Raw genomic sequence first — 13,089 nt, 5'->3', positions numbered from 1 at the left:
GATTAAATTCATCTGCTTTTTTGTTGTTCAATATTATAAAACAGCTTCAATCGCACTGGTCATTTTCATAGGTGTCGTTTGTGGAGCAAAACGTTCAACGACATTCCCCTCTTTATCAATCAAAAATTTTGTAAAATTCCATTTGATAGCATTTGATAATGTGCCGGGGGCTTGTTTTTTTAGATAGTCGAAAAGAGGGTCTGCTTTTGGACCGTTGATATCAATGATTTGATGCATTGGAAAAGTAACGCCATAGGTATTTCGACAGGCTTGAGCGGCATCGCTGGCAGAAGAAACTTCTTGTTTGAATTGGTTAGAAGGAAACCCTAATATAATTAATCCTTGAGATTGATAACGCTCATAAAGTTCTTCTAATTGCTCGAATTGCGGAGCTAACCCACATTTCGTTGCGGTATTCACGATGATCATCGGTTGGTTCTTGTACTTATCTAATGAATAAGAGGTTCCATCTTCTAAAGTAACCGTAAAATTATAAATACTCATCATCTTTCCTCCTCAGGATAGTTTAAAAGCTCCAAACATCAAACAAAATCATTTGTTTTCGTTTAGAGCTTAGCTAAAAATTATCTTCTACTGATAAATATGGTTATTTTGTGACTCTTTGTCAAAAGTTTCGCTTATCGCTTATAAGGAAACGATTTGTTATAGAACATTGAAATGACATATCTGAGAATATATGGATTTCTCAATAGCTATGTCAATTATGCTTCTACTTGAGACCATTCATCACGTTTTTCTAAGAATTCACGAGCGAGTGCTTGCGCACCTTCCAAAGTATGGCTAGCTGCCCAGCCACATTGCGTTTCGTTGCTTGCAGGGACTTCCGTCGCTTCAAGTACATCTTTCATTGTTTGTTCTAAAACTTCTAAAATATCTTCGTAACTTTCATGGTTCAAAACAGTTAAGTAAAAACCTGTTTGGCAACCCATTGGTGACCAGTCAACAATATAATCAGCATGGTTACGGATCAATTCTGCAGTTAAATGCTCTAAAGAATGTAAACTTGGCATATCCATATGCTCTTTATTAGGTTGTTTGAAGCGAACATCATATTTGATAATGACATCGCCGTGTTCCCCAGTTTTTTTATCAGCTACTCTGATATAAGGTGCTTTTACTTTTGTGTGATCAAGATTAAAACTTTCTACGTTCATTTTCATGACTTAAGGCTCCTAACTATTGGTAATCATTTTTGTTTATCGGAATCAAGTACACATCTACTAGAAGAAACTTCGATAAACACAGTGCTTCCAATTAGATTCTAACACTTATTGCTTTGTAGGTGTAGCAATCTGAAATGAAATTTATCTTTTCTTTCATTCGCTAATTTTCTTTTAATTGCTGAAATGCTTGAGTTAAATCTTCAATAAGATCATCCTCATACTCAATTCCCACGGATAAGCGGATCAATCCATCTTTGATACCTGCTTTTTCCCTTTTTTCTTTAGGAACGGAAGCATGAGTCATCACTGCGGGAAGTTCGACTAAACTTTCCACACCACCTAAGCTTTCTGCCAAAATAAACAATCGGAGAGATTCAACGAAAGGAATCGCAGCCTGTTCATTTTTTAGTGTAAAAGAAACCATGCCACTATAACCACTCATTTGTGCTTGCGCAATTTCATGATTTTTATGAGTGACCAAACCAGGATAAAAGACTTGTTCAACTTCAGGACGTCCTTTTAAGAAGTGTGCGACCGCAAAAGCATTTTTTTGATGTTCTGCCATTCGTACACTTAATGTTTTGATTCCTCTTTGAAGTAGCCAGCTGTCTTGTGGCCCTAATACACCGCCAATGGCATTTTGATAATAGCCGATAGCATCCGCTAAGGTTTCATTATTTGTAGTAACCAAACCTGCAACGAGATCACTGTGTCCTCCGAGATATTTTGTTCCGCTGTGTAAGACGATATCTGCCCCTAAGTCAAGTGGTCTCTGGAAATAAGGGGTGGCAAAAGTATTATCAACAATTGTTATCAGTTGGTGTTTTTTTGCTAGTTGACTATTTTTTTGGAGATCAGTGATTTTTAATAACGGGTTACTTGGTGTTTCTAAATAAAGTGCTTTTGTGTTGGGTTGAATGGCTTGCTCTACTTGTGCCAAATCACTCGTATCGACAATTGTATATTCCAGACCACTTTTGGTTAGGACTTGATCAAAGAGTCGAAAAGTACCACCATAAACATCATCGCCTAATAAAATGTGGTCTCCTGATTGAAAAAGAGAGAAGACTGCATGAATACCGGCTAATCCAGAGGCAAAAGCAAATCCTTTGATTCCACCTTCCAACTCAGCAATCAATTCTTCAAGGGCAAAACGTGTGGGATTCCCAGAACGAGAATATTCATATTGCTTGGGATTTCCCACGCTATTTTGTCGATAAGTGGATGTTTGATAGATCGGAACACTAACTGCTCCAGTAGTAGGGTCTTCACTGATTCCGCCGTGTATTAGTTTTGTTTGAATATGCATTATTTGTTCCTCCTAATTTTTTATATCTGGATTTCGGACAAAACGACTATTTGTTTTTATGAATAGATTCCTTTTGACAAATAACGGTCTGCTCCATCTGGGAAAATAGTTACCACTGAACTTCCTAAAGGTAATCGTTGGACTTCATGTAAGGCTGCCGCAAAAGCAGCGCCGCTAGAACTGCCAACTAGTATTCCTTGTTGCTTGGCTAGTCGCTTCGTGTAAGCAAAGCCTTCTTGATCAGAAATCGTTTCAAAACCATCTATGGTGATATCAGCAAGAAATGGTGGGGTAAATTCAACTCCAATTCCCTCGATCTTGTGACTATGAGCAGTACCACCATTCAAAATTGAGCCTTCTGGTTCGACACCAATTAAACGAATGTCTGCATTTTGTTCCTTTAAATATTTAGCGGTGCCCGCAAACGTACCGCCACTACCAATCCCCGCTACAAAGCTAGTGATTGGTTCTGTAAGTTCTTGACTAATTTCCGGTCCGATCGTCTGATAATAGGCCATGGGGTTCGCCCAATTCTCAAATTGCATTGGTAGAAAGCTGTGAGGAATGGTTTTCGCTAATTCTTTACTTTTTTCAATCGCACCAACGATGCCCAGTTCACTTGGTGTGTGGATGATTGTTGCACCTAATGCTTTCATCACTTGTTGTTTTTCCATACTGAATTTTTCAGGAACGACAAAAATTGTTTTGATAGAATAACTTAAAGCAGTTAATGCTAAACCAATTCCAGTATTACCAGCAGTAGGTTCAATAATTGTTGTCTCTTTTGTGATCTGTCCGGTTTGAATCCCTTGTTGGATCAGATAATGACCGAGTCGATCTTTGATACTTCCGCCGGGGTTCAGATACTCTAATTTTGCATAAATAGCTGAATGTTGGGGCATAGGATAATCTTTAGCAGTAAATTTAAAAAACGGGGTGGAACCAATTGCTTCGGTGATTGTTGTAATGATCATAATTCCCTCCTAAAAAAATAGAATATAAAAAGGAGCTGACTATTAAATCAGCTCCTTGAAAAAATCATGAAATAAGTATTGGAAAACGGAAGAAGGCAATACCAATTTATGAAGGGCTATTAATAGACATGACAAATCGTATGCTGCTTTTATGCACCATACAACAACAAATATTCATTTGTTTTGATTTGCTGTTTGTCATGTGAAGTCCCTCCAAAAATGAATTTCATTAAAAATAGCATGATTAAACGAGAAAGTCAAAGAGTAAAACTTAAAAATAGATAATTCCCTAGTTTTCTAAGCAGTTGTCTGATACAATAAAGTTGATTATGATTAAGTTAAGAAGGAGCAAAAATAATGATCTCAGCAAGTGATTTAAGAGCCGGTATGACATTTGTTCAAGACGGTAAATTAATTAAAGTTTTAGACGCAAGCCACCACAAACCTGGTAAAGGAAACACTGTGATGCGTATGAAACTAAAAGATGTTCGTTCAGGAGCAACATATGACACAACTTTCCGACCAGAAGAAAAGTTTGAAAAAGCACATATTGATACGAAACCAGTACAATATTTATATACAATGGACGACACAGCATTCTTTATGGATCTTGAAACATATGAACAATATGAAATTCCAGTAGAGACTGTAGAAGAAGAAATGAAATATATTTTAGAAAATATGGAAGTAAAAATTCAATTCTTCGGCAGCGAAGTGATTGGTGTTCAACTTCCAACAACGGTTGTTTTGCGTGTTGTTGAAACACAACCTTCAATTAAAGGAGCAACCGTGACTGGTTCTGGTAAACCAGCTACAATGGAAACAGGTTTAGTCGTTAACGTTCCAGACTTCATCGAAACAGATGAACTACTTGAAATCAATACAACAGAAGGCACATACGTAAAACGTGCATCAAAATAACAATAAAGGCTTTTGTTCAAGATCCAGTAGGATACTTGAGCAAAAGCCTTTATTTATAGCTGTTTTTTTAATTTTTCATGGTGGGCATGTGAAAGTCGTTGATACAATGCCGTTTCAAAATCATTGTAACGACAAAAATCAATGACCGCATATTTTGCTGGGTCTAGCTCTGGAGGAATAAGCAAGGGTGAACCAATAATATAAAAATCATACTGTTTCGTGAGTGGCAGATGGGCTTTTTCAATCTCGATAAAAGGAATCTTTTCACCTAGATTAAATATCTCATAAGTGATCAAGTATTCTGAAACGTTGATAAAGCCAACTTTCAATTTATAGTCTTCTTCCAGCTTGGTATAATACGGATAAAGTAAACAAGCTTGGATGAAAGCTAATTCACTACTACAATTTTTTAACCAAAGGAAGTTTTTACGATTCGCAATCTTTTTCCAATAACTTTCGACTTTAGTAGCTAAAATTTGGATCATAGGATATTTCTTTTGGATATACGTAGAAATAAAAAAGGTTGTTAAAGGGATTTTTTGTTTGAATACAGTAAAATTCAACAATGAAAGGTAGATATTCGCATGAAGGGAAGGCTCTTCATGAAAGTTGAAATTACTAATATATTTTTGACAATGCGTTTCAAACTCTTCCAAGACTTTTTTTAAATGGTTGTTCGCCTGCAGATAAGAATGTTCAACGATTGGTAATTGGACATCTGATTTGGAATTTAGAAAAGGCCAATAATAGAACAAATAAAAAAGGGAATTGATTTCTAAAATATCGAGCTTCAAATTAGCAAGTTGAAAGAAATCATAAAAAAATTCAAGATCTGTTCCACTAGGGATAAAAGAAGTGGGAGTTAATTCATAAATATCAGTGAAATGACCCTCTTTAATTCGTAAAAGATTGATTTTACAATGGAGCATAGCTTGCTTCTTGCCGATTGCATATTTATCTTTCAGGTGTTCCGCTTCGTATAACTCAAATAGTGCTTTTAAATCATCGCTAAAATAGAGATCATCTAGACTTTCACCTAATGAAACAAACCAAAAAAAGTTAAAAAACATAATCCGGATCAGCATTTCCGAACCTGTTAGTGTTAAGTTCGTTAAGTTCATAGTGATATGATAGTCTTTAAAATACTGCGCTAATTTTTTGGTTTGGCGAAAACAAGTGGAACGGCTAATATAGTTGCGTTGACAAAAAGAAGCAAGATCTTCATCTTGCTTCTTGATGATACTAAGCAATAACTGATAAGGGATACTTTGTGTGGTTAAAAAATTTTGATATTGATTGTAATGGATCATTCTTTCACGAATGATCAACTTATTTTTAGCCGTTAATAATTGTTTATTACTTATCTTTTCCAAGTCTTCTTGAATAGAAACAAGGATTTTTTTTAGTTTAACCATACTGATTGTTGTTTCTAAGTTTTCTCTTAGGTTATCGATCAAGTGCTCTCCTGGAGATAACGTCAATAGTTGACCATAAACAGCTAATTTTCCTCGCGAATGATCATCTAACAATAATTGCTCGATCAATAAATCACCATCTTTTCTAATTTAGTATTATTATTATTATTAACTCATCTTTATCATCTTGTAAATATGTATCTCAGATTTTTATATTTTTTCAATAATTGTAGAAATGAGAAGAAAGTCAGTGTTTCAAAACCAGGTCTATTCGATCAGTTATTTTGAAAATATAAACTATATCATTATATAAAAATAACATAACGTTTATAGATATGTTTCTTATTTACATATCTTCTATAGATTTAATATAACTAAAAAATCCACTTAAAAATTGAATGAGAATAAAAAGAGAAAAAATAGAGGTTTTTTCTCTTTTTTTATATTATCTAACTGAATTTTAAATAATTTTTAAGGAGGATATCTATGAGAAAGAAACAATTATTCTTTTTGTTAGGGTCTTTAGGAATCATTGTTGTACTCAATTTTTTCTTTCAGAATAGGAAACTTGTCGAAGCAAGTAATGAGGCTACTATGGAAATAATGGCTAATGAATATGGCCAAGTCCAAGCTCATCAATCTGCGGAACAATTGACCGTCGAATTAGGGCTTTCTGAGAATGACCAAGGACATAGATACTTGGTACGGGTTATTGATTCAGAAACAAGAGAAATGCTTCTACCAATTCCAACAATTGAATATACGGAATACCTTAATGAAACTAGTGGAAAATGGCTCACAACTAGCCAATTTTTCAAGCAAGAGTATCACGAGAAGTGGATTTTTGCAGGCATCAAGCAGAATCAGTCAGTTGACGTAGAAGTTTTAGTGGAACAACAAACGGCAGAAAATGAGCAAGGAAAAGCACTCACGCCGATTGTGAAGGAATCATTTAAGTTTCTGGAAAATAATACATTAGAGCAACAAAGTAATAAGGAAACTTCGCTGGAAACAACGGAGCAATCGACTAAATCTAACGAAGCAGACACAAAGGAATCAACAGAAAGAGGAAATGAAGAACAGCAAGCAAAGGAACAAGATCTTGAAGAAGAGACAAAAGAAGAGGTTGTACGTCCGTTTGAATTTCCCGCTCTCTTTTCTGCTAGAAATAATAAACAAACTGTCACACCTATCGTACCAAATTATACCAACGATTCTACCGGGGTCTACCCACAAGCAGCGTGGCAGCCGACAGGAAACGAAACGGTTCTCAATCATCAAGGAAATCAAAATGGTCAGTGGGATGGTGTGACGTCATGGAATGGCGACCCATCTAATCGGTCAAATTCTTATATTGAATACGGGGGAACAGGAGAAGAATCCTCTTATGCTATTCGTAAATATGCACGAGAAACGACTACACCAGGATTATACGATGTTTTTTTAAATGTACGTGGGAACGTTCAAAAAGAGTTTTCACCTGTAGACGTTGTATTAGTAGTCGATTGGTCAGGCAGTATGAATGAAGACAATCGTTTAGCCGAAGTGAAACGAGGGGTCAATAGTTTTGTAGATACCCTTGACCATAGTGGTATAGCTGAAAAAATCAATCTTGGCTATATTGGTTATTCTAGTGTGGGTTATAACAACGGTTCAATCCCTCTAAGTTCATTCAATTCTGTAAAAAATCAGATTAAAGCGATCACTCCTTCAACGACACAAGGGGGAACCTTTACTCAAAAAGCGTTTAGAGAAGCTGGTGAGATGTTGGCTGAACAAAATAATCATGAAAAAGTGATTGTTTTATTAACGGATGGTGTGCCAACCTACTCCTATCACGTGAATAAAGTGTTTACAGAACAAGATGGTAGTTATTATGGAACTGAATTTAGCGATGTACGAGAAGGAGCCGGAAATACTTCTCTTTTAAGTAGATATTACAATGTTCCAGATCAAAACCATCGAGAGAAGCAAATTCGGAGCACGTTTACAGCAACGATCGGCGAAGCATTAGCGTTGAAAGAACGAGGAATCAAGATCCATGGCTTAGGAATCCAATTGCAATCAGATATTCCAGCTGGCTTATCAAAAGCGGATGTGGAAACAAATATGAAGAAAATGGTATCAACGGATGAATCTGGTCAATTCTATTACGAATCGGCTGATCGTGCCACAGATATTTCTGATTATTTAGCGAAAAAAGCGGTTCATATTGCTGGAACCATCAGTAATGGAAAAGTGATTGATCCGATTGCTCAACCCTTTGTTTACGAAGAAAATACTCTCACGATCAAAGATGTAGGGAAAAATGCTGTCGCAGTAATGCCTACGATTGGTATTTCTGGTTCAACGATCCAAAGCAATCAACTATATTTAGGGAAAGATCAGGAAATTCAAATCCATTATCAGGTACGAATCCAAACTGAAAGTAAAACGTTTAAACCCGATGTATGGTACCAAATGAATGAAAAAACAACCTTGCAACCGACGGCGGATGCTTCAACAATTGTTGAATTTGGCGTTCCTTCCGCAAAAGCACCAGGCGTAACATTGTCTTTCGCAAAAGAATGGGAAGAATATGATCATGATACTAGCCTACGACCAGATCAAATCACTTATGAAATAAAACGAACGCCAACAACAGATAAAAATAGTTGGAAAACTGGATTTATCCAGTTAAATAAACCAACTAATGATACCGAGGGAACTTGGAGACGTGAAGACATCAAGTTACTCTCAGCAAGTAATGGCACTGACTATCAAGAAAACATGATGTTGCCAAAATTTAATAACCAAGGACAAGCGTTTAACTATCAAGCAAGTAACGAAATGACCGTTGAAGGCTATGAGGCTGCTAAAGTCAACGATACGACTTGGAAAAATACTAAAAAGTTTACACCATTTGATTTGAACATCACCAAACATTCTTCATCTGGAGCAAAAAATCTTGTAGGAGCAGTTTTCGAATTAACTGGTCAATCTAAAACGATCCGCTTGATCGATAACAAAGATGGCAGTTATCACTTGCCTGCTGATGTTCGATTAATGAAAGGGGAAACCTATACGCTTACAGAGGTACAGGCACCAGACGGACATGAACTTGCTCAAAAAAACACCTGGAAGATTGCGGTATCAGCCGAAGGAAAGGTAACGATCGACGGACAATCCGCAAAAATCGAGGAACAGGCGATTCTTCTAACGATCGAAAATCCTTTCAAAAAAATTCCTTTGGCGATTCACAAATATACGCTTCATGGGTCAGAAAAAGTCCACTTAGCAGGTGCTGCTTTTGAATTACAGAAAAAAGATGCTGCTGATAGTTATCGAACAGTAGCGACAAAAGTATCGGAACTAACGGGACTGGCTCAATTTACAGTAGAGGAACCAGGAGAATATCGAATGGTAGAGACGAAAGGACCCGTTGGCTATGATACGATTGCTGGGAATTATGAATGGACGATTGATCAATATGGCACGATCCACTATGAACATGAAAATGTTGAGGTAGATCCGCAGTGGACATTACAGCATCAAAACCATCTCAAACCTTTTAATCTTACGGTCTATAAAAAACAAGATAACGGGCAATCATTAAAAGGGGCTAGCTTTAAACTAGAGGGGGAAGGGTCAAGTGTCGAACTACCTCAAGCAGGTGAATTAACGGATACATTTACATTTGAAAACCTTCAACCTGGTTCTTACACGTTAACGGAAACCAAAACACCAGATGGGTATCAAGGATTGAAAAAGCCAGTCTTGATCGTGGTGAAGGAAGATGGAACAGTGACCGTGGATGGGTCCAAACAAGAAAGTGGATTAGTAGCTGGAGACGAAAATAATCAAATTACGTTAACGATTACCAATCAAGTCAAAGTTCCTTTACCTGAGACTGGCGGAATGGGTCGTATTTGGTTCTATTTAGCTGGTTTCCTTGCGATAAGCAGCACATGTTTCGTTGTTTTTTTCAAAAAACAAAGAAAGGGCGTGGCGTAATGAAAAAAAGAATCTGGTATATCTTGTTCCTCATTCCGCTGTTGTTGACGATTGGATCGCAAAGAAGTGCGGCTCAACATATTCCGAATCAATCTTCGAATGAGCAAGTACAGATTATCTTGCATAAACTTCTGTTTACGGAAGGGAATTTACCTGATCCACAAAAAAATACGGGTGAAGAGCAAGTATTCTTCCAAGAAGCTCAGGGGCTAAATGAGGTGAGTTTTTCGGTTTATGATGTCACAGCTTCTTTCTATCAATTGAGAGAACAAGGGATCGATGTCACAACAGCGCAACAACAATTAGCAAAAAAGGGACAAGAGATCGGAACGTTTGTAACAGAACAAATCACCAAAACCGTTGGTAACGAAGCTGGTATCGCTCAATTTCAATTACCAAAGCAAGATGCACAAGGAAGAGATCAAGTGTATCTTTTTCAAGAAACGAAGACACCAGTAAACGTCAAAGAAAAATCAGCCAATTTAGTTGTGGTACTCCCAATTAATAATGAGCAAGGTCAAGAATTGAAGACGATTCATTTATATCCTAAGAACGAAGAAACGACTCCACTTTCTTTTTTGGAAAAAAAGATCCAAGGAGATTCCAGTGTTTCGTTTGGTGAAATCGTCACTTATACAGTAGATACCATTGTTTCTGACTGTCAAAGCTATCAACTCATTGATGAAGCTGATGATCATTTGCTCTTCTTACCTGATACATGGAAACTCAAAATTGGCGGACAAGAAATACATTCCGGGTATAAGATGATTTCTCATCAAAATGGCTTTGAATTGACATTGGCTAAAGAGACACTCCAAAAAATGGTTGGACAACCACTTTCGATTACCTATCAGATGCAAGTATCAGCGACAGCAATTCCAGACGAGGAATTGAAGAATAACGTCACGGTCACTACAGAACGTGAGTACCTCCAACGATCAACTGCCATCCGTACGGGAGGAAAGCATTTTTTGAAAATTGATAGTCTAAATCAAAGTCCTCTACAAGGCGCTGTATTTCTAGTAAGAAATCTAAGAGGTAAATACCTTCATCAAACGAAGGAAGGCGTTACTTGGCGAATGAGTAGTGAAGGAGCGTATAGACTAACTTCCGACCAATCAGGGAATTTTTCAGTTCGAGGGTTGACCGACGGGAATTATTACCTTGAAGAGATCCAGTCACCGAAAGGTTATATCAAAAGTGACGAGCTAATTCCTTTTGTAGTTGAAAAAAATTCGTTTCAGCAAAACGGACAACAGGCGGATCCTTTGAAGGTAAAGAATCGTAAAGCAGATTTCGGTTTGCTGCCTAAAACAAATGAAAAAAATAGCCAGTTTTATGTCATCGTTGGGCTAATACTAGTTAGTATCAGTCTGTGGAAATGGAGAAAGAAAGGTGAAAATAAATGAAAAAAGAGTGGAAAGCAATCGACATTTGTTGGGGAATATTATTCGTGTTATCAGCTGTTTTAGGTAGCTGGGTAGGGCAATCGCCTGTCTTTGCAGCTACCGATCAAGAAGTTGCACAAGTGATCTTGCATAAGAAAAAAGCACTTTCTTTACCCAATGTTATTCAAAACAGTGGGAAAGAGATGACAGAGTTTGACCAATATCAAGGTCTAGGAGATGTATCATTTACTGTTTATAATGTAACGAATCAATTTTATGAACAACGAAATAATGGTAAATCAGTCGAAGAAGCGCAACAAGCAGTTCAAGAGCTGACTCCTGGAGAACCTATCACGTCGGGAACGACAGATGCACAAGGAAGCGTAACGTTGGAATTGCCAAAATCTCAAAACGGAAAAGATGCGGTTTATGTCATCAAAGAAGAACCGAAAGCAGGGGTAGTCGCAGCTGGCAATATGGTATTGGCTTTTCCTGTTTATGAAATGATCAAACAACCAGACGGCTCTTATCAGTATGGTACAGAAGAATTAGACACGATTCATTTATATCCTAAAAATCTTGTTTCTAATAATGGGGTATTGCAAGTCAAAAAAGTGGGGACAGCCGAAAATGAACCATTGAATGGCGCAGCCTTTAACATTTCAAAAACCGAAGGAGCAGTAAAAAAATACCTTCATAGTGTGAAAGACGGTCTTTATACTTGGGCAACTGATCAAACCGCTGCTAAATCTTTTTTGACTGGGAAAACGTATCATATCGGAACAGCTGACTTCATTGAAGAAAACAGTGAAAAAGGTCAGATGGAAATTCACGGATTAGAAGTTGGTCACTACCTTTTGGAAGAAGTGAAGGCACCAGATAACGCCGCATTGATTGAGAGTCAAACGAAAACAGCATTTGAAATTACCGAAAATAATCAAACACCTGTTGAAAAAACGATTAAAAATGATACATCAAAAGTTGAAAAAAGTACGCCAAAATTAAATGGCAAAGATGTAGCAATTGGCGAAATGATCCAGTATGAAATCAAGGTCAATCTTCCCGAAGGAATTGCTGATAAAGAAGGTTCAATGAACAAATACACGAAATTCAATCTAATCGATCAACACGATGCAGCATTGACTTTTCATCATGCAGTCAATGGCGCCAATGGCTATGCACTTTACGATGGAGAAACAACAATCGATCCAAGTCATTATACAGTGATTGAGCAAGAAAATGGCTTTACGGTGGCAGTTGATCCAGCGTACATTCCTTCTTTAACGCCTGGAGGAACATTGAAATTTATTTATTATATGTATTTGAATGACCAAGCAAATCCAACTACAGGATACCAAAATGAAGCAAATGTAGAAAACGACTATACGAAAGACCAAACACCACCAACTGTTGAAGTAGTTACAGGTGGTAAGCAGTTTATCAAAGTTGATGGAGCGGTTTCAACAAACCAACCGTTAGCAGGTGCTAGCTTTGTCGTTCGAGACCAAGATTCAAGTGAGGCGAACTATTTGTTGATTGATCCTCAAACGAAAGCCGTTAATTGGACGAAAGAGCAAGGAAAAGCGACTGTTTTTACTACTGAAAAAGATGGGTTGATTACCATCATTGGATTAGCTTATGGAACCTACTATTTAGAAGAAATCAAGGCACCAGAAAATTATGTACAGTTGACTAACCGCCTTTCATTTGTAGTCGATGAACAATCTTATCATTTGTCTGGACAAGTCATTTCACCAGAAAAGGTACCAAACAAGCATAAAGGAACATTACCTTCTACAGGTGGCAAAGGGATTTACCTTTACCTAACAATTGGTACAGTCTTATTAATCATGGGAATTGGTTATTTTGTAAAAGTAAAAAAATCCCATCAATAAAAGGAAAAAC

The 13,089-nt window shown here is 37.1% G+C and carries 9 protein-coding genes; 4 read left to right on the top strand and 5 right to left on the bottom strand.

Annotation, left to right across the window (positions count from 1 at the left end; genetic code table 11):
* Positions 1–33: 33 nt before the first annotated feature.
* The 4 genes from AB5M32_RS12660 to AB5M32_RS12645 all read right to left on the bottom strand — a co-directional run bounded on the left by AB5M32_RS12660 (position 34) and on the right by AB5M32_RS12645 (position 3,467).
* Positions 34–504, bottom strand: a complete 471-nt coding sequence (locus AB5M32_RS12660; RefSeq protein WP_178286885.1) for a glutathione peroxidase — start codon at positions 502–504, stop codon at positions 34–36.
* A gap of 218 nt (positions 505–722) precedes the next feature.
* Positions 723–1,181 (bottom strand): S-ribosylhomocysteine lyase, encoded by a 459-nt coding sequence (locus AB5M32_RS12655; RefSeq protein WP_178286883.1) that lies wholly within the window; start codon positions 1,179–1,181, stop codon positions 723–725.
* A 163-nt stretch (positions 1,182–1,344) separates the two neighbouring features.
* The gene (locus tag AB5M32_RS12650; protein WP_053765858.1) at positions 1,345–2,493 is read right to left on the bottom strand and encodes a cystathionine gamma-synthase; all 1,149 of its coding nucleotides are present in this window, start codon (positions 2,491–2,493) and stop codon (positions 1,345–1,347) included.
* A 56-nt stretch (positions 2,494–2,549) separates the two neighbouring features.
* Positions 2,550–3,467, bottom strand: a complete 918-nt coding sequence (locus AB5M32_RS12645; RefSeq protein WP_178286881.1) for a PLP-dependent cysteine synthase family protein — start codon at positions 3,465–3,467, stop codon at positions 2,550–2,552.
* A 357-nt stretch (positions 3,468–3,824) separates the two neighbouring features.
* Here AB5M32_RS12645 and efp point away from each other — a divergent pair, with 357 nt between their 5' ends.
* Complete coding sequence (gene efp, locus AB5M32_RS12640) at positions 3,825–4,388, top strand: elongation factor P (RefSeq protein WP_010720208.1); 564 nt, start codon at positions 3,825–3,827, stop codon at positions 4,386–4,388.
* Between the two features lie 53 nt (positions 4,389–4,441).
* Here efp and AB5M32_RS12635 read toward each other — a convergent pair whose 3' ends face one another.
* Positions 4,442–5,932 (bottom strand): helix-turn-helix domain-containing protein, encoded by a 1,491-nt coding sequence (locus AB5M32_RS12635; protein WP_178286879.1) that lies wholly within the window; start codon positions 5,930–5,932, stop codon positions 4,442–4,444.
* A 357-nt stretch (positions 5,933–6,289) separates the two neighbouring features.
* On the opposite strand from AB5M32_RS12635, the gene AB5M32_RS12630 reads away from it, so the two are divergent.
* Genes AB5M32_RS12630 through AB5M32_RS12620 form a run of 3 tightly spaced genes read left to right on the top strand, consistent with a single transcriptional unit; the run spans position 6,290 to position 13,079 of the window.
* Positions 6,290–9,796 (top strand): vWA domain-containing protein, encoded by a 3,507-nt coding sequence (locus AB5M32_RS12630; RefSeq protein WP_178286877.1) that lies wholly within the window; start codon positions 6,290–6,292, stop codon positions 9,794–9,796.
* Positions 9,796–11,205 (top strand): SpaH/EbpB family LPXTG-anchored major pilin, encoded by a 1,410-nt coding sequence (locus tag AB5M32_RS12625; protein ID WP_368024498.1) that lies wholly within the window; start codon positions 9,796–9,798, stop codon positions 11,203–11,205. Before AB5M32_RS12630 ends, AB5M32_RS12625 begins: the two co-directional genes overlap by 1 nt.
* On the top strand, positions 11,202–13,079 hold the full coding sequence (locus AB5M32_RS12620; protein ID WP_178286874.1) for a SpaH/EbpB family LPXTG-anchored major pilin: 1,878 nt from the start codon (positions 11,202–11,204) through the stop codon (positions 13,077–13,079). The genes AB5M32_RS12625 and AB5M32_RS12620 overlap by 4 nt, the downstream gene beginning before the upstream one ends.
* Positions 13,080–13,089 lie beyond the last annotated feature (10 nt).

The sequence above is a fragment of the Enterococcus sp. C57 genome (genome assembly GCF_040887305.1).
GTDB lineage: Bacteria > Bacillota > Bacilli > Lactobacillales > Enterococcaceae > Enterococcus_B > Enterococcus_B hirae.
The sequence above is the reverse complement of the archived record's forward strand: the minus strand, read 5'-3'. Positions and strand labels throughout refer to the sequence as shown.

Excerpts from the sequence above, each read along its gene's own strand:
- AB5M32_RS12660 (WP_178286885.1), bottom strand. The coding sequence starts at position 504 with ATGAGTATTTATAATTTTACGGTTACTTTAGAAGATGGAACCTCTTAT.
- AB5M32_RS12655 (WP_178286883.1), bottom strand. The coding sequence starts at position 1,181 with ATGAAAATGAACGTAGAAAGTTTTAATCTTGATCACACAAAAGTAAAA.
- AB5M32_RS12650 (WP_053765858.1), bottom strand. The coding sequence starts at position 2,493 with ATGCATATTCAAACAAAACTAATACACGGCGGAATCAGTGAAGACCCT.
- AB5M32_RS12645 (WP_178286881.1), bottom strand. The coding sequence starts at position 3,467 with ATGATCATTACAACAATCACCGAAGCAATTGGTTCCACCCCGTTTTTT.
- efp (WP_010720208.1), top strand. The coding sequence starts at position 3,825 with ATGATCTCAGCAAGTGATTTAAGAGCCGGTATGACATTTGTTCAAGAC.
- AB5M32_RS12630 (WP_178286877.1), top strand. The coding sequence starts at position 6,290 with ATGAGAAAGAAACAATTATTCTTTTTGTTAGGGTCTTTAGGAATCATT.
- AB5M32_RS12625 (WP_368024498.1), top strand. The coding sequence starts at position 9,796 with ATGAAAAAAAGAATCTGGTATATCTTGTTCCTCATTCCGCTGTTGTTG.
- AB5M32_RS12620 (WP_178286874.1), top strand. The coding sequence starts at position 11,202 with ATGAAAAAAGAGTGGAAAGCAATCGACATTTGTTGGGGAATATTATTC.